Source organism: Nonomuraea solani, from assembly GCF_900108335.1.
In the GTDB taxonomy this organism is placed as follows: Bacteria; Actinomycetota; Actinomycetes; order Streptosporangiales; family Streptosporangiaceae; genus Nonomuraea; species Nonomuraea solani.
Genome location: NZ_FNVT01000040.1, coordinates 38,122 through 54,405 on the forward strand (window position 1 = coordinate 38,122; position 16,284 = coordinate 54,405).

The 16,284-nt window shown below is 70.2% G+C and carries 16 protein-coding genes; 11 read left to right on the forward strand and 5 right to left on the reverse strand.

Annotation, left to right across the window (positions count from 1 at the left end):
* Positions 1–88: 88 nt before the first annotated feature.
* The gene (locus tag C4V41_RS57895; protein ID WP_103964581.1) at positions 89–1,258 is read left to right on the forward strand and encodes an SGNH/GDSL hydrolase family protein; all 1,170 of its coding nucleotides are present in this window, start codon (positions 89–91) and stop codon (positions 1,256–1,258) included.
* Between the two features lie 41 nt (positions 1,259–1,299).
* Here C4V41_RS57895 and C4V41_RS57900 read toward each other — a convergent pair whose 3' ends face one another.
* Positions 1,300–1,902: a hypothetical protein gene (locus C4V41_RS57900; protein ID WP_235031055.1), complete on the reverse strand. Its 603-nt coding sequence runs from the start codon at positions 1,900–1,902 to the stop codon at positions 1,300–1,302.
* Between the two features lie 184 nt (positions 1,903–2,086).
* Here C4V41_RS57900 and C4V41_RS57905 point away from each other — a divergent pair, with 184 nt between their 5' ends.
* A complete protein-coding gene (locus tag C4V41_RS57905; protein ID WP_103964582.1) occupies positions 2,087–2,473 on the forward strand; it encodes a spore-associated protein A in 387 nt (128 codons plus the stop codon).
* 88 nt (positions 2,474–2,561) lie between these two features.
* Positions 2,562–3,524, forward strand: coding sequence for a serine hydrolase domain-containing protein (locus C4V41_RS57910; RefSeq protein WP_160150770.1), 963 nt, complete (start codon positions 2,562–2,564; stop codon positions 3,522–3,524).
* Positions 3,525–3,531: 7 nt separating this feature from the next.
* Here C4V41_RS57910 and C4V41_RS57915 read toward each other — a convergent pair whose 3' ends face one another.
* Positions 3,532–4,656 carry a DUF5685 family protein gene (locus C4V41_RS57915; protein ID WP_103964584.1) on the reverse strand — a complete coding sequence of 375 codons (1,125 nt, stop codon included), beginning with the start codon at positions 4,654–4,656 and terminating at the stop codon, positions 3,532–3,534.
* Positions 4,657–4,745: 89 nt separating this feature from the next.
* Between C4V41_RS57915 and C4V41_RS57920 the strand changes: the two genes are divergently transcribed.
* Both C4V41_RS57920 and C4V41_RS57925 read left to right on the forward strand, forming a co-directional pair.
* Entirely contained in the window at positions 4,746–5,042 is a 297-nt protein-coding gene (locus tag C4V41_RS57920) for a hypothetical protein (RefSeq protein ID WP_146104231.1), read from the forward strand.
* An 86-nt stretch (positions 5,043–5,128) separates the two neighbouring features.
* Entirely contained in the window at positions 5,129–8,299 is a 3,171-nt protein-coding gene (locus tag C4V41_RS57925) for a S8 family serine peptidase (protein ID WP_235031056.1), read from the forward strand.
* An 18-nt stretch (positions 8,300–8,317) separates the two neighbouring features.
* Here C4V41_RS57925 and C4V41_RS62585 read toward each other — a convergent pair whose 3' ends face one another.
* Positions 8,318–8,479: a hypothetical protein gene (locus C4V41_RS62585; protein WP_160150771.1), complete on the reverse strand. Its 162-nt coding sequence runs from the start codon at positions 8,477–8,479 to the stop codon at positions 8,318–8,320.
* Positions 8,480–8,714: 235 nt separating this feature from the next.
* Here C4V41_RS62585 and C4V41_RS57930 point away from each other — a divergent pair, with 235 nt between their 5' ends.
* The 3 genes from C4V41_RS57930 to C4V41_RS57940 all read left to right on the forward strand — a co-directional run bounded on the left by C4V41_RS57930 (position 8,715) and on the right by C4V41_RS57940 (position 10,567).
* Positions 8,715–9,728, forward strand: coding sequence for a cytoplasmic protein (locus C4V41_RS57930; protein ID WP_103964587.1), 1,014 nt, complete (start codon positions 8,715–8,717; stop codon positions 9,726–9,728).
* A 316-nt stretch (positions 9,729–10,044) separates the two neighbouring features.
* Complete coding sequence (locus C4V41_RS63725) at positions 10,045–10,257, forward strand: hypothetical protein (RefSeq protein WP_200824991.1); 213 nt, start codon at positions 10,045–10,047, stop codon at positions 10,255–10,257.
* Complete coding sequence (locus tag C4V41_RS57940) at positions 10,244–10,567, forward strand: hypothetical protein (RefSeq protein ID WP_146104233.1); 324 nt, start codon at positions 10,244–10,246, stop codon at positions 10,565–10,567. The genes C4V41_RS63725 and C4V41_RS57940 overlap by 14 nt, the downstream gene beginning before the upstream one ends.
* On the opposite strand, the gene C4V41_RS57945 is transcribed toward C4V41_RS57940, so the two are convergent.
* Positions 10,564–11,079 (reverse strand): hypothetical protein, encoded by a 516-nt coding sequence (locus C4V41_RS57945; RefSeq protein ID WP_103964589.1) that lies wholly within the window; start codon positions 11,077–11,079, stop codon positions 10,564–10,566. The genes C4V41_RS57940 and C4V41_RS57945 overlap by 4 nt on opposite strands.
* Positions 11,080–11,459: 380 nt before the next feature.
* Here C4V41_RS57945 and C4V41_RS57950 point away from each other — a divergent pair, with 380 nt between their 5' ends.
* The gene (locus tag C4V41_RS57950) at positions 11,460–14,138 is read left to right on the forward strand and encodes a tetratricopeptide repeat protein (RefSeq protein WP_200824992.1); all 2,679 of its coding nucleotides are present in this window, start codon (positions 11,460–11,462) and stop codon (positions 14,136–14,138) included.
* A gap of 74 nt (positions 14,139–14,212) precedes the next feature.
* Complete coding sequence (locus C4V41_RS57955; RefSeq protein ID WP_103964590.1) at positions 14,213–14,959, forward strand: tyrosine-type recombinase/integrase; 747 nt, start codon at positions 14,213–14,215, stop codon at positions 14,957–14,959.
* A gap of 421 nt (positions 14,960–15,380) precedes the next feature.
* Here the strand turns inward: C4V41_RS57955 and C4V41_RS57960 are convergent, their stop codons facing one another.
* Entirely contained in the window at positions 15,381–15,677 is a 297-nt protein-coding gene (locus C4V41_RS57960) for a type 2 periplasmic-binding domain-containing protein (protein ID WP_103964591.1), read from the reverse strand.
* A 299-nt stretch (positions 15,678–15,976) separates the two neighbouring features.
* Here C4V41_RS57960 and C4V41_RS57965 point away from each other — a divergent pair.
* The coding region (locus tag C4V41_RS57965; protein ID WP_146103744.1) for a transposase family protein at positions 15,977–16,284 on the forward strand (308 nt) is incomplete at its 3' end.

The window sequence follows — 16,284 nt, forward strand, 5'->3', positions numbered from 1 at the left end:
GCGGCCCTGTCAGCGCCGTGTGTGCCCCGTGTGTGCGGCCCGCCCCAGTCTTCACCTGCCAGCACGCACCCCATTCAGGAGGCACAAGATGATCGACTGGGTACGAAGCTGGGGCGCCTCGCCCCAGGCGGCCCATGATGGGCTCGGCTCGCTCGACGGCCACCCGCCCCTCGCCGACGTGACCCTGCGCCAGGTGGTACGCATCGGCGGCGGCGGTCGCCGGGTGCGCGTCCGCTTCACCAACGAGTTCGGGACCGCGCCCTTCGCCCTCGGCGCGGCGCGGGTGGGCCTCGCGGCGCCCGGCGGCGGCGTACGGCCGGGCAGCGAGCGCGTGCTGACCTTCTCCGGCGCGCCGGACGTCACCGTCCCGGCGGGCGCGCCGATCCTCAGCGATCCGGTCGACCTGCCCCTGCCCGCCCTCGCCAAGCTGTCCATCAGCCTCTACCTGCCGGGGCGCGTGGAGACCTGCACCTGCCACGACCCCGCCCTGGAGACCGGCTGGACGATCCCGGGCGACGCCGTCGCCGCCCTCGCCCTGCCGGAGAACGCCGAGATTCTGCCGGTACGAGCCCTGATCTCCGCCGTCGAGCTGCTCCCCGACGTCCCGGCTACGGGCATCGTGGTGGTGGGCGACTCCCGTACCGACGGAGCCGGCTCGACCCCGGACACCAACCACAGCTGGCCGGAGCTGCTCGCCGAGCGTGGCGGGGCCGCCGCCTACGTCTCCAACCAGGGCATCAGCGGCAACCGGCTGCTCAACGACGGCATCGGCGCGTCCGCCCTGGCCCGCTTCGACCGCGACGTGCTGGCGACGCCCGGCCTCGGCCACGTGGTGCTCTCCGTGGGCGGCAACGACATCGCCATCTCGTACGCCCCACGCGACGACGACGGCCCCCTGGCCGATTTCCTGAAGATGTTCCCCGGCGCGCCGGTGACGACGGACGACGTCATCGCGGGCTACCGCCAACTGATCGCCCGGGCGCACGAACGCGGCGTGCGGGTCTACGCCACCACGATCGCGCCGTACGGGGGCGCGGAGATCCACACGCCGGAGGGCGAGAGCGCACGTCAGAGGGTCAACGCCTGGATCCGTACGAGCGGCGCCTTCGACGCGGTGCTGGACTTCGACGCCGTCTGGCGCGACCCCGCCCACCCCGGCCGGATCAGGGACGACTTCCACTGCGGCGACCATCTGCACGGCAGCGACGCGGGCTACCGGGCCCTGGCCGACTCCGTGGACCTGTCACTGTTCGGCTGAGCCGGCCACGCTGGACCGAAACTTGGGGTGGCCGCGCGGGGTCATGCGTCGTCTGGAGGGGCCGGTGCGATCTCCAGTGGTGCCGCGGCCCCGCCGGTGATCTCGCGTCCTTGGTTCAGTGTGTAGTCGAGCTGCCTGGCCAGGAGTGGGAGGGTCGCCGGAGGCAGATACGCGTCGGCGCCGGCGGCGAGTAGCCGCCGGACCGGGCCGTGGTACTGGACTCCGAGCTCGTCGTCCTCGATCTCGGTGATGACGACGCGAGCCTTCGGGAACATCGAGCGGAGCGCCGCGATCAACTGCGGGCTGCCTGGAGGGATCAGCAGCACGTCGGCCGTGGCGGGAGCCGCGTGCATGTCGAGCACCACGTAGTCCGTACCGAGCTGGGTGGACAGTGTCACCCGGGCCGCGGCCGACAGCTCCATCGCGGTGGCCACGACCGTCACGCCGTCGTGGTCGATCGGCGCGTCGATCGGCGCTTGGTCGCCGGCCTCATCCGGCGCGTCGCCCTCGACGACGGCCCCTTGGACCACGTCGACGGTGCTGGAGATCGTCGCGATCGACGCGCCGTCACGCGTGAGGACCAGGGTCACACCAGGCTCAAGGGCGTCGATGAGCGCCACGACGTCCTCAGGAAGGCGAGTCACGTCGATGCTCTGCGTGGAGCGTGGGGCGCGTTTGCGGATCACCATGCCCCGGAGGCGCCGTTCGGCCAGGTGCTCACATGAATCCCTTCTGAGTTGCCGGCACACGCCTTGACCATACTCCATTCAACGAAGCATGGTCGCTGCCGTGTTCGAGATCAGCCCACCTGAAGCCGAAAGGATATTCGTGCGCACACGTAAGCTGGCAACTCTCCTGATCGGTGCGGCCCTGGCCGCCGCCCCCACGCTGGTGGCGGGCGCCGCCCCGGCCGGCGCGGCCGGGCCCTGCGGCAGCGGCTACTCCCGGATCGGCGTCTACTCCATCACCAAAGACGGGACCCGTACGGGCACGCTGGAGGTCCACTACAGCTCCGGCACCGGAAAGAACTGCGCCCTGACCTACGGCTACGGCGCCTACGCCAACACCACGAGCTGGAAACGGGTCACGATCTCGCGAGGCGACGGCAGCGGATCATCCACCGATGCCGGGCGTTACGAGAGCTACGCCGGCCCGGTCTACGTCTCCGCGTCCGGGCAGTGCATCGACGTGGCGGGACCGTGCCGGACTATGTGACCCGCGAGGTCAACAACGTCCACTGCGGCTGACCCTCCAGCGGGAAATTGGAGGGCACCTCCGCGGTTCGAGCGGCACACTGTGCAGGATGCCACCGAACTCAGACCGGACCGCCGCCCTCGTCAGGATGGCCGGCTACGGCGCCCACGACCCGCTCATGGTCGGCGTGCAGCAGGACGGCGCACCGCCTGTCTTCCTGGCCAGAGGACGGACCGCAACAGGAGAGCCGTTGACCGCCGGCGCGATCGTCTACACCGCGTCGCTGTCCAAACAGGTCACGGCCGCCTGCGCGGCTCTCCTCGTGCGGCAGGGCCGGCTGGACGTCGAATCGACGTTGGCGCAGTGGATGCCCGAGCTTCCCGCCTGGGCGGGCGGCGTGCGCCTGCGCCATCTGATCTCCCACACCAGCGGCCTGCCCGAGGGCGTCGAATTCGACGATCTGCATCGCGCGAGGCTCGACCGCACCACCGCCGGCGTCATCGCCGCGCTCGCCCGGCTCGACCACCTCATCAGCACCCCCGGGACCGAACACCGCTACGGCAACGCCGGCTACGTCTGCCTGGCCGTCATCGTCGAACGCGCGGCGAACCGGCCGCTGCCCGGCTTCGCCCGCGAGCACGTGTTCGCCCCGCTCGGGATGGCCGGCAGCCGATACTGGTCCGGCCCGGCCCCGCATCCGCCCGGAGCCGTGCCTCTCGACCCGCACTACCCGGCGCCGCTGTCCCTCGGCGACGGCGGGCTCTGGTCCACTCTCCCGGACCTCATCCGCTGGAACCAGGCCCTGCAACGCGACGAGCTGGGCGTCTCCGCGCTCCTGCAGACGCCCGGCCGCCTGGACGACGGCACGCGGCTCGACTACGCGTGGGCCCTCGACGTCCGCGAGCACGCGGGCCGGCCGATCTACCGGCACGGTGGTCGATGGGCCGGGCTGAGCGTGCAACTCGTCCGCCTCGCCGATCGGTGCTCCGGTTTCGCCATCATCGCCCTGGACAACGACGAGGAACGGACGGCCACGCTGGCCCAAGCCATGATCGAGGAACTCACCATCTGAGCGGCGGTCAGTCGCAGCTGCAGCCGTCGCAGCAACAACCGTCCTCGCAGCAGGAGCCGCAGTTGCCGCAGTTGCCACAGCAGTCGTAGCCGGAGCAGTCGAAGCGGGAGCAGCAGGAGCTCTCGTGGTCCTCGTCCCAGGCGGGCCGGTACAGGCCGCACGTGCAGCAGGTCAGCGCGGCGCACGCCAGCGACAGCAGCCCGCCGGGATCCCGCTTCGGCGGCCGTCGCCCCGGCGGCGCGCCGGGATCGCCGGGCGGGTGACTGGGGCGGTGGCCGGGTGTTCCGGCGGTGGCGAAGGCCCGGGAGACGGCGGTGCCGGTCTCGCGCACCAGCAGGGCGCGCGTCAGGCCGGGGCGGGGCAGGTCCAGCTCGTCCACGGCGGCGCGCAGTTCGGCGTGCGCGGCGTCGCAGTGGCGGCGCGCCTCGTCCAGGCCGGTGCCGGTGGCGGCCAGCGGGTTGTACGCCCCGGACGCCCGGTCGTCGTCCAGGTCCTCCACAGCGTCGATCAGGTGTGCCAGCCTCCCGAACCCGCGACCGGCCGCCTCCAGCGCCTCCCGGTTGTGCGGCTTGCCGGCGAGCACCGCCGTGTGCGCGAACGCGGCGGCCACGGCGTCCTCGGCAGGCCCCGTCAACGCTCGTAACCCCGGCGCCGGGGCGCGTTCCAGGAGGGCCTGGCGGCCGGCCGCCGCCGTCAGCGGGGCAGGGTCGAAGCCCAGCGTGCCGGCCATGGACGTGCCAGCCGAGGACCAGCGGCCCGCCAGCCGGGTGGCGCCGGCGGCCACCGGGCGGCGGGCGTACACGCCGTCCCCGTCCGCCACATGGTCATTCACCTTGCCGGCCGCCAGGAGCAGCGACACCGAGGCCGCCAGCCGTACCCCCTCGGACTCCACCACGTCGGCGCCCTTGAAGCCGCGCAGCGCACACGGGCCCGCCCTCCGGCGCGACGTGGGCGCGGGCGTCTGGGCTTCGGTGAGGACGGACACGAGCAGGCCATCGTAGTTGGTGACGAGACGGGACAGATGTCCGTGCTCGTCGCGGAGCGCCAGGCAGAGCCCGCACAGGTGGCCCATCCAGTCCGCGTAGAGCCCTTTGCACAGGACGTGCTGACACGGGCGGACAATGCCAAACAATACGTCCCCTTACGTGCGCATTGGAGAGCCAACCGTAGCATCAGGCCGCCGTGACGGTCCGGGGCCATGCGGGCTGGTACAAATGCGGCATGAGCGAATCCGTCGGGTATCCCCCACCGCCGAACGTGCCGTCGGCCCGGCGTGCCCGCAGCCGGGCATATCGTGTGTGGGCCCACGTGCTCCTGTGGACGCCGATCGCGCTCACGGTGGCCGGTGTCGTTCTCGGCCTGGGGCTGTTCGCGGTGGCCGACGCCGACCCGGCGTACGGTTCGTCCGCGCTCGGCTATCTCGGCCTCGTCGTGTGGGGCGCCCTCGCGGTCCTGTCGCCGGTCCTGCTCGGGTCGTTCATCGCCGGGCTGGTCATGGTGAACCGTACGCGCCGCTGAGGCTGATGCGGGCTGTGAAGAAGATCGAGATCATCGGACGATACGTAATGGCATGTCCCCGATGATCGGAAAAATGCGTGCGAAGAATGACATGGTGGGCTGGTGTCGCCGTGCTCGTCACGGCCACGACGGTCCACCCACAGGCGGTCGCGGCGGCCCGGACGGCGACCGGTACGATCACTTTGATCACCGGCGACAAGGTGACCGTGACCGGCCCCACGAGCGCGATGGTCGAGCCGGGCGAGGGCAGGGAGAAGGTCACCTTCCTCACCGACGAGGCGCGGGGGCGGCTGCGCGTCTTACCCGGTGACGCCGCGCCGCTGGTCGCCGCCGGACGGCTGGACCCCCGGCTGTTCGATGTGACCGGGCTGCTGGAGCTCGGCTACGACGACAGCCGCAAAGAGCTCCCGCTGCTCGTGACCGGGGCCTCCGGTTCCGCGCCGGCCGTCCGCGCGATGAGCGGGTTCAGGTCGCTGGGCGCGGTGCGGGGCTTCGCCGTACGGCAGCGCAGGGACGACGCCGTGCGGACGTGGCAGGCGCTCGCGGCCGGCACGGGCAGGATCTGGCTCGACGGGCGCCGGCGCGTCTCCCTCGACGAGAGCGTCAGGCAGGTGGGCGCGCCGCAGGCGTGGGAGCGCGGCCACACCGGCGCCGGCGTCAAGGTGGCGGTGCTCGACACCGGGATCGACGCGACGCATCCCGACCTCGCCGGGCGGGTCGCGGCGCGGGCCGACTTCACCGAGGTCCCGGACGAGCGCGACGTGATCGGCCACGGCACGCACGTGGCCGCCACCATCGCGGGCAGCGGCGCGGCCTCGGGTGGTACGCATCGTGGCGTGGCCCCCGGGGCGACGCTGCTGGACGGCAAGGTCTGCGAGTCGCAGTGGTGCATGGACTCGGCCATCCTGGCGGGCATGCAGTGGGCGGCCGAGCAGGGCGCGAAAGTCGTCAACCTGAGCCTCGGGGGCCCGGACACGCCCGGAGTCGACCCGCTGGAGGAGGCCGTACAGACGCTCACCGAACGTTACGGCACCCTGTTCGTGGCGGCGGCCGGCAACTACGGCGCCGATCGTACGCTCAACTCGCCCGGCACCGCCGACGCCGCGCTCGCGGTCGGCGCCGTCGGCAAGTCGGGCGAGCAGGCCGGCTTCGCCAGCCGCGGGCCGCGCACCGGCGATGACGGCCTCAAACCGGACATCACCGCTCCCGGCGTGGACATCACCGCCGCCCGCGGCAAGGACAGCCCCGGCGACGGCTCCTACGTCGCCATGTCCGGCACCTCCATGGCCACGCCGCACGTCGCGGGCGTCGCGGCGCTGCTGGCCGGGGCGCACCCCGGCTGGAAGGGCGGCACGCTCAAGGCGGCCCTCATGGCCGCCGCCCGCCCGCTGCCGGGGATCGGGGTCTTCGCCCAGGGCTCGGGGCTCGTCGACGCGGCCCGCGTAACGAGCCAGGCCGTCACCGCGGAACCGCCCGGCCTCGGCTTCGGGAAGCAGGCGTGGCCGCACGACGACGACCAGCCGGTCAGCAAGAAGATCGTCTATCGCAACCACCAGCCGCAGCCGGTGACGCTGCGCCTGGAGACGCGTGGCGACAAGTCCTTCAGCGTCGTACCCGGCACACTGACCGTCCCCGCGGGCGGGCAGGCCGAGGCCGTCGTCACCTCCGACACCAGCGCCGGCGGGCCCGACGGCCTCCTCGGCGGGCACATCGTCGCCACCGGCGACGGTGACCTGGTCATCAGCACGCCGGTCGGGGTCGACAAGGAGAAGGAGAGCTACGACCTCACCCTCACGTTCACCGACAGGAGCGGCCGGCCGGCCACCCAGACCTTCACGACGCTGTACTCACTGGACGGCGACCAGACGCCGATCGACGTGGAGGCGCCCGAAGGGCCGGTCACCCTGCGGCTGCCCAAGGGCAGATGGCAGATCAGGACCTCCATCCGCGACGACCGGAGCAGGACGCTCCTCGTCCACCCGGCTCTCGAACTGGACCGGTCGCAGGCCGTGGACGCCGACGCGCGGCTGGGCCGGCCGATCGCGCTGACGCCTCCCCGCGCCGATGCCGCTCCGCTGCTGGCCGAGATCGTCTACCAGTACCAGAAGGCCGATGGGTCATCACGTAGCTGGGGCTGGCTCGGCGACTCCTACGACAGTGCGTACACCGCCCAGCTCGGCCCCGAACGCACCTATCCGGGCGTACGCACCAAGGTCGCCGGACGCTGGGCCGCCGGCCGGGTCGGCAGCCCGTACGCCTATCACCTGACCTGGTTCCACCCCGGAGGCATGGTCACCGGATTCGAGCGGCGCGTGGCCCAGCGGGACCTGGCCGCCATCCGCACCGACTACGCCCGCCACCTGCCCGACGCGGAGGCCGACGCCTCCAGCCGCGCCTGGCCGCGCGACGGCATGATCTTCTCCTACCTGTCGCCCACCACCTCCGGCACACCATTCGAGCAGGTCGAGTACGTCAACACCGACGACGGCATCCGCTGGCAGCGTTTCCTGTACGAGTACGCCCCCGACGGCCGGCTCAACCGGTTCGAGTCCCCCTTCAAGCGCTACCGCTCAGGACGGGCCTACACCGAAGCCTGGAACCGCGGCGTCTTCTCGCCCGCCCTGCCCTGGGCGGGCGCGCAGAACTCCGAGGGCGTCAGCCGTACCGGCGACGTGATCTCCACCGACCTGCTCATGTACGGCGACGGCAGAGGGTCGCTCGGCTACTCCTCCCGGGCGGCGCAGCGGACCGCCCTCTACCGTGACGGCACCCTCGTGAGCGAGCAGCCGGAGATCGTGACGAGCTTCGCCGTGCCCGCGCGGGAGGCCGCCTATCGGCTCGTCGTCGAGAGCGAGCGCGGAGCACCCGCGACGCTGTCCACCCGGGTGTCCGGCGAGTGGACGTTCCGGTCCGGGCACGTCGCGGGCGACGCGCCCGCCCGGCTGCCCGTGTCGGTCGTGCGCTTCACCCCTGCCCTCGACTCCGAGAACTCCGCCCCGTCCGAGCGGCGCTTCACGGTGCCGGTGAGCGTGCGGCCGCTGGCGGGCAGCGCCGCCCGTCCCGTCAGGCGGCTCTCGGTGGAGGTCTCCTACGACGACGGCGCCACCTGGACCAGGGCCGAGATCCACGGTTCGGCGGCCGTCCTGCGCCACCCGGCGGGCGACGGGTTCGTGTCCCTGCGCGCCCACGCCGTGGACGGGGCGGGCAACACGGTGACGCAGACGGTCGTCCGGGCCTACCGGATCCGGCCGGCCTGACACCATCCGGGCGGGCTCTCAGGAGGTCGGCGGGAAGCCGTTCGGGATCTGCCGCAGGGCCATCACCCGCGGGGGAATGAACTCAGCGATCGTGAGCCCGGCGACGTCGGGGTCGGCGCTGGAGAGCCCGCCCGGTTCGGGGCCGAGTGTCCTTGATCGCTGAAGTTGGCAGTTGCTCATGCTTGTTGTCATGAAGGTGGCAAGCGATCGGCGATCTTGACGTGTTGATCATATTTTGACACGATCAGCGCGGAGTTAGGCGGCCAGAGCTGGCGACGGGCTGACTCCCGGTTCTGCGACTGGTCGCCGGCGGGGTGGCGGGGGTTGCACCTGGATTTGAGGTTGGCTTCCCTCTGCAAGGGACGCGAGGCGAGCCAACCGCGGCAAACCCGATGGTTATCGAACGGGAGCGCAAATGACCTGGGGGTACGCGCGGCACTACCGTCATTACCCGGACGGTGCCGAGCACCCTACTTCCTTCGCCGGTAGTGCGATCGTCGATTTCGGTGGCGACGAACCGGATGGTCGGCGGTCCGATGAGACTGTGGCCTGGAGAATCAGCATCGGTCCGCAGGCGGATGACGACTACGACGAGGACCTGTGGGACGCATTGGCGGAGGCCGCGGGGGATCGCACCCATCCGATATTCCGAGCGGTTTTCGAGGGGTTCCTCGACGTCGTGCCGCCCGACTCCGTCGAGGCGCTGGTGGTCGGACGATGGGGGCCAGAGCTGGAGGAGGACGAGGCGCCGATCCAGATCCTGCGCGAGGCGGCCGAACGGTTGACCAAGCTCAAGGCGATGTTCGTCGGCGAGCAAGCCGGTATCAATCAGTGGTACGACGCCCACGCGAAGGAGTTGCTCGCCGCTTACCCGCAGCTTGAGATACTGCGGATCCGCGGCGGCATGGGCGACAGCACAGGGCTTCGCCATCCGCTCACGCACACGTCGCTGCGGCACCTGGCGATCGAGTCTGGCGAACTGTCCCGCGATACGGTTGCGGCGATCTTGGAGTCTGATCTGCCGGCTCTAGAGCACCTCGAGCTGTGGTTTGGCGACGAGCTCCACGGCGGGCCGACTGTCGACGATCTCGCGCCGATCCTGTCCGGGGCACGGTGGCCGCGGCTGCGGTACCTGGGCCTGCGTAACGCCGAGATCGCAGATGAGATAGCCATGGCAGTGGCGACAGCACCGGTGGTGACCGCGTTAGAGACGCTGGACCTGTCGTTGGGCACGCTCAGTGACACCGGCGCGGAGGCGTTACTGACCGGTCAGCCGCTTACACACCTGCGCAAACTCGACTTGCATCATCATTTCCTATCTCAGGCAACTCAGACCCGCCTGCTCAATGAACTGCCTGGCATTGTCGACGTTTCTGATGGGCAGGGCGACGACGTACGACACCGATACACCATGAGCAGCCGACTCTGAGATCGATAGAGTCGGCGCGATCGGCTGTTTGAGGGCAGCCGAGTCGCCGATGGAGTGGTGGAAGCCGCGTCCGGATTCGAGGTGGTCTTCCTCGACGCGGGACGTGAGGTACGCAGGCCGTTGGCAGAGCTCCGGTCGGTGGCCTTCGAGCAGGTGGCGCCGGTTCGCTCGTTCCCGTCTTTCAAGGGACAGCGTAACTTCCCAGGTCTTTGGTGGTCTGCGACGTCGGGACGGCACGTGGGCTTTGAGTCCTGGCTGGAACGTGATCACGCGATGCTGGACTTCGACACGGACGTGGTCGGTTTTGCCTCACCGCATGGAGAAGACCATCCAGCCCATGCTGGAGACCTTCGCCATCCCAACCGGGCTGATGGCGGGCGCTTGCGCAGTAGGAGATCCCATCCGGGTGCTGCCCATGCTCTTCCACCTGCTCTGGCACCAGGTCTTGACGGTTGACCTGCGTTTCCCGCTGAGCGAGTCGTCGGTGGTGTCACCAGGAAGGGAGTACGGCGACGTTGACCGGTCGTGAGGTGCTGAAGCTCGGCGATCGCATCCGTTTCGACCAGACCGACCACACGGTAGTCGGGATATCAGGCACTGCGGTACGGCTTCAGTCCGAGGCGGGCAGCGACAGCGTGGTCCTGCAGTCGCATCTGCTGAGCTGGAACGACTTCCAGGTGATCGATGGCGGGAAACGCCCATCCGTCACGGCGCTGGGGTTGCTGGACACGGTGGCGCCGGTCGGCGACACCCCTGCTCACTGCGGCGCGGCCCGGCGCCTGGTCGTGGCCGCCGGGCCGGTCGGATCGTGTCAACCCACGTGTACACCAGTCACCTAGAACCAGCGCCAGGCGAGCCAGTTCGGGACATTGCCGTCGACGTCGCGGGGGTTGGCGAGGTGGTTGTTAGGGTCGCACCAGTCCACGATGAGGGGGTACTTCGAAAGTCCCCCCTGCCAAGTTCCGGTAGGCATGAGGCACCGGCCGGCGCCCCAGGTGTCACTGACGAACTTCACCCAGCCGTTCTTGCCCGCCGCATACCAGGTAGTTCCCGCATCGGTGCAGCCACCCAGGCCGACACGATCCGTCGGCAAGGCCTTGAGGCATGCGCCGGTCGCCGTGTGCTTCACTTTCATAGAGCCCGCGTCCCCGACGGTCCACATCTGGAAGTCAATTTGTCCATGGCCGCACCGGTGGAGATAAGCCTCGCTCCCGTCGCCGTCCAGGCACCAGCCCGGATTCCCCACGTTCTCGTAGTGTGTGTTTCCGGCAGCTGACGCCGACGTGGCGCTCAGCATGAGACTGGCGACCGCGACGATCATCGCGGCGGAGATCCGAAGCGTGTTTCTCATCTCGCAGTTCCTCCTTGAGTTTCGTGCGGTTCCAGTCGGAGCGGCTCCGGCCACGGCGGCCGGATCGCCTGGTGCCGCGACTATCTGCTACCAGCTCTTGGCCTTGTCATCGGGATCCCCAGCAAGGTCGGCGGGTGATGCGGGCAAGGCCAGCAGGTCGGTTCGCGTACGCGGTCGCCAGGCCCTGCCGCTGAGTATTGGGCGTCGATTTCCGGCGAGGGTGGAATTTGGACGAATTTGGACGCCGACCTTCGGTGCCATCACCAAACAAGTCCGTTATGGAACAAATGGCGTGGAGTGTCTGATAGATGACCGCCGTCGGTGCCGAGGTCGGTAGCCTCGAACACTGAGACATCGGACACGATCTATGGGGGTAAGCGGTGCCGCTGTCCGGGGACCCGGTGACCGCGCCGGAAGAGGTGTTCACGGCCCTGCCTGACCCGGCGCAGGCGAGCAGCTTCGATGATCTGGTCGAGGGGCTGCGTCGGTTGAAGGTCTGGGCCGGTGACCCCTCCTACGAGACGATCAAGGAGCGGGTCAACAAGACGTGGACGGCGGCGGGTCGGCCGGCCGGTGAGCTGACGCACAGGTCCACCGTCGCGTATTGCTTCCGGCCCGGCCGGCGACGCCTGGACACCGACCTGGTGCTCGCGGTGGTCCAGGCGCTGCACCCGGACACCGGGTACGTGACGGCGTGGCGGCAGGCCCTTCGTGTGATCGGCGGGGAGATTGAGGCGGTGTCGCAGGTCCGGGTGCAGGACAGTCTGCCGCAGGATTTGGCCGGGTTCAGCGGCCGCGCTCATGAACTTGACCGGCTCCGCCACGCGGTAGAGGGCGGGAGCGCGGTGGTGATCTCCGCGATCGAGGGGATGGCCGGGGTCGGCAAGACCCAGCTCGCCGTGCATGCCGGACATTTGCTCGATCAGGAGCGGCCGTTCGATCGGGTGTTGTTCGTCAACCTGCGCGGGTTCGATCCCGACCCGGCGCAGCCGCCGGCCGATCCGGCCGCCGTGCTGGACGGGTTCCTGCGCTTGCTCGGGATGTCCGGCCAGCAGATCCCCCACACCCTCGAAGCCCGGGCCGCCGCCTACCGCGACCGCCTCGTCAGCACCCGGGCCCTGGTGGTGCTGGACAACGCCGCTACCACCGAGCAGGTCCGACCGCTGCTACCAGCCGCACCAGGCTGCCTTACCCTGGTCACCAGCCGGCGCAGCCTGGCCGACCTACACCCCGCGACCTACCTGTCCGTGGACGTGTTCACCCCCGACGAAGCCCTGGCCTTCCTCACCCACGCGGTCCCCGGGGTTCCCGCCGGCCCAGATCCGCTCGCCGCGGCCCGGATCGCCCAGCGCTGCGGCTACCTGCCTCTGGCCCTGAGCCTGGTCGCCGGGCACATCCGCAACACACCCGGCTGGACGATGACTGATCACGCCGACCGGCTCGACGAACGACACCACCAGCGGCGCCTGGACACTGGCGCTGAACTCGCCCTCCACCTGTCCTACCAGCGCCTCCCCGCCGACCAGCGGCGACTGCTGCGCCTGCTCGCCCTACACCCCGGACAAGACCTCGACGCCTACGCCGCGGCGACCTTGGCCGACGCCGATCTTGGCACGGTCCGAGCACTCCTGGCCCACCTGTGCGGTGACCATCTGCTGCAGCAAAGCTTTCCCGGTCGCTACACCTTCCACGACCTCGTCCGCGCCTACGCCACCACCCGAGCCGCCGACGAAGATCCACCATCCGAGCGTCGTACTGCCCTGACTCGCCTGTTCGATCACTACCTCGTCAATGCCGCCGCCGCCATGAACACCCTGTACCCCGCCGAGACCCGCCTCCGGCCGCAGATCCCCCTGGTTGACACCCCCACCCCGGACCTGACCGACCCAGACAGAGCGCGAGAGTGGTTGGACACCGAACGGCCCGCCCTGGTTGCCGTCGCCGCGCATACCGCTACCAACGGATGGCCCGCCCACGCCATTAGGCTCTCCCGCACCTTGTACCGCTACCTTTCCGGCGGTCACCACACCGACGCCGTTACCGTGCACGGTCACGCACACCACGCCGTGCTCCACACCGGCGACCCGACCGGACACGCCCACGCCCACGCCCACGCCCACGCCTTGAACGATCTCGGGATCGCTCTCTGGCGGCTGGGTCAGTACGGGCCGGCTACTATGCACCTCCAGCAGGCCCTGGCTCTGTTCCGGCAGGCCGGCGACCCGGACGGCCAAGCTCGCACGCTGAACGACCTCGGCACCACTGCGCACGAGGCGTGCCGTTTCCAGGCGGCTGCCGACCACTTCACGCAGGCCGTGCCCCTGCACCGGCAGGCCGGCGACCGCAACGGCGAAGCCCGCGGGCTAACCGGGCTCGGTATCGTCGAGGCGCTGCTAGGCCGTCACCGGCAGGCCGCTAACTACTACGAGCAGGCCCTACTCCTGCACCGGCAGACAGGCGACCGGGACGGCGAAGCTTACGCACTGATTCACCTCGGGGAGGTCGAGGTACGGTCGGGTCGGTACGGGCCGGCCAGCGACCGCTTACAGCAGGCCCTGACCCTCTACCGGCAGCTGGGCAACCGCAATGGAGAATGCGCCGCGCTGGACGGTATCGGCGTCCTGCATACTCGTCTCGGTCGGCCTACCCAGGCCGCCGAATACCACCAACGGGCCTTAACTGGCTGCCGCGAGTCCGGCTTCCGGGGGTTCGAACCGTGGCCACTCAATGGCCTCGGTGAGGCCGCGCACGCTGCGGGCCACACCGCCGACGCCCTCGCCCACCACACCGCCGCCCACACCATCGCCGCCGAGGTCTGGAGCCGGGACCAGCAGGCTCGCGCCCACACCGGGCTCGGCCACGTCCACCGCGCTCTCGGGAACTTCAACCTCGCGCGCGAGCACTACCAGCACGCTCTAGGTCTTTACACCGACCTCGGCCTGCCCGAGGCCGGCCAAACCCGGGTTCACCTCAAGAGCCTCACCGCCAGCTCCAACCGGCGACAGACGGGTCTGCGGGTTCCCTTCAGGGAAGGTCCCTTCTGTGAAGGGAACCGGTAACCTGGCGCCATGACCGCCCAGGTGACCGAAAGCGAGCTCCGCGCGGATCGGCGCAGATTGCCTTCCGAAAGGTTGTGCCGCTGCCGATCGGCGGCCTGACCGTCCCGGACGCGATCGAGGCGTGGGCCGGCCGCTATCTCGACGCCGCCGTCCGCGGCGTCCGCTCGCCTGAGGTCGCCGACAAGATCGCCCTGCACCTGGCCCGGTTCCGCGACCACTTCCACGCCGCCCACGGCCACGACCGGCTCTCCGCCGTCATCCAGCGCGAGGTCGTCGCCTGGCGCAACCACCTCACCGCCGACCCGGCCGCCGGCGGGCTCGGCCTGGCCCCGGCGACGGTCAACACCCACCTCGCCTCGCTGTCCGGGTTCACCACCTGGGTGTGCACCCACGACCCGGCCGCCCTGCCGCACGGCAACCCGTGCGCGAAGGTCGGTGACCTACCGCTGCCGCCGCTCGAACCCCGCGCCCTGAACCCCGGCCAGGTCCGCACACTGAAGAACGTGCTCGACCGGCTACCGCGCTTCCACCAGCACAAGGGCCGCCGCCGGTCCGGTGCCGGCGAGCTGCACGGCCATGCCCGGCCGCTGCGTGACCGCGCGATCGTGCACACCCTGCTCGGCACCGGCCTGCGCCGCGAGGATCTGGTCAACCTCGACCTCGACCAGATCGTCCCGAACACGCCGGAGGCGCTGCGCGCGGCGAAGAAGGCGAAGATCAGCGGCGTCCGCGGCAAGGGCCGCACGTCCCGCACCGTGTTCCTCGGCGCCGACGGCCGCACCCGCCCTGTCCGACTATCTCGAGCGCGAGCGCCCGGCTGACGCCGGCGCGACGTCGGCCGCGCTGTTCCTGTCCACCGCCTCGATCGGCTCCCGCCGGCCGTCTCTCGCCGCGCTCGATCAACCTGATCTGCGAGCAGATCGGTCGCTGGCACGACGCCGAACATGGCGACCCGGCCCGGCACATCAGCCCGCTCAGGCCCCATGACCTGCGACATTCGTACGCTTTCGCGCTTGCCGAGGCCACCGGCAGCGACGCCTACAGCTCCAGCGCCGGCTCGGCCACCAGTCTCAGCGCTACATCCACCGGTACACCAACCCGCCCGAGGACATCGCCGCCGGCTACGTCGAGTACCTGTAGTCGACGCCGCGACCATTTCGAGATCAACTTTTTGATCGCACGTTCGTTGGCAACGCCCCCGCATTTGGCCGTGGCACGTCACAGGCCGGGGGCCTGCGTGAGTCAGCGGGTGGGGGTGCCGCGGTCCATCGGCCGGGACCCGAGGGCGCGGGCGGTCTCGACGAAGGCGCGCAGGGAGGGGTTGTCGCGAGTGGTGTGCCAGACCAGCGCCCACTCGGTGGGCGGGGCGTCGCCGATCGGCACGTAGGTGATATCGGGGTGGGTGTAGTACCGGGTGACGTGTGCGTTGAGCGGGCGGACGGCGGCGCCGGCGGCGACGAGAACCAGGATTTCGTGGAAGGTCCGTGCCGCCGGTCCGCGCGAAATGTGGCGTCCGCCGGGCGTGTGCTCGGGCAGCATGGCGGTGATCGCGGGGCAGCTTCTTCCAGCCCTCCGAGACGGCTTGCGTCCTTCACAGCCGGCGGGTGATCACACCAGACCTGGACAGGCCTGACTCCGTTTCTGCTTGGCCTTTCGATCTCTACGTGATCGATGTAGAGCGACAAGCAATTGGGCTCTGGCGCTGATCTTGTTGCAGGGCCAATCGGGTTCGTGTCGCTCCCGCGTCGAGGTGCGCGGGTTGGCGATGCTGGTCCGCGTGCATAAATCAGGAGTTTGAGTTACTTCTGCCGCACCTTGCAGCAGCCCGGGTGGAGTCCGTGCAGGTCGAGGAAGATGCAGTCGTGTTCACGGTCGGCTCGGCGATACCAGCGGCCACGTGCCCGAACTGCGGCACAACGTCGGCCAGGACGCATGGCGGCTACCGCCGGAGGCTGGCCGATCTGCCGATCTCCGGTCGCCCCGTGCGGATCGATGTCGGCGTTCGACGGTTCCGCTGCGATGATCCCGGATGTGGTGCGGCGACGTTCGCCGAGCAGATACCCGGCCTGACCGCGCCGTTCGCGCGGCGCACTGCCGGGCTGACCGACCGCCTGGCCGCGATCGGGCTGGCGCTGGCCGGCCGCGC

Bases quoted from the DNA above. Each gene is read 5' to 3' on its own strand.
- C4V41_RS57945 (WP_103964589.1), bottom strand. From the start codon at position 11,079: ATGAGAAACACGCTTCGGATCTCCGCCGCGATGATCGTCGCGGTCGCC.
- C4V41_RS57930 (WP_103964587.1), top strand. From the start codon at position 8,715: ATGACCTGGGGGTACGCGCGGCACTACCGTCATTACCCGGACGGTGCC.
- C4V41_RS63725 (WP_200824991.1), top strand. From the start codon at position 10,045: ATGGAGAAGACCATCCAGCCCATGCTGGAGACCTTCGCCATCCCAACC.
- C4V41_RS62585 (WP_160150771.1), bottom strand. From the start codon at position 8,479: ATGAGCAACTGCCAACTTCAGCGATCAAGGACACTCGGCCCCGAACCG.
- C4V41_RS57920 (WP_146104231.1), top strand. From the start codon at position 4,746: ATGAGCGAATCCGTCGGGTATCCCCCACCGCCGAACGTGCCGTCGGCC.
- C4V41_RS57910 (WP_160150770.1), top strand. From the start codon at position 2,562: ATGCCACCGAACTCAGACCGGACCGCCGCCCTCGTCAGGATGGCCGGC.
- C4V41_RS57895 (WP_103964581.1), top strand. From the start codon at position 89: ATGATCGACTGGGTACGAAGCTGGGGCGCCTCGCCCCAGGCGGCCCAT.
- C4V41_RS57925 (WP_235031056.1), top strand. From the start codon at position 5,129: ATGACATGGTGGGCTGGTGTCGCCGTGCTCGTCACGGCCACGACGGTC.
- C4V41_RS57960 (WP_103964591.1), bottom strand. From the start codon at position 15,677: ATGCTGCCCGAGCACACGCCCGGCGGACGCCACATTTCGCGCGGACCG.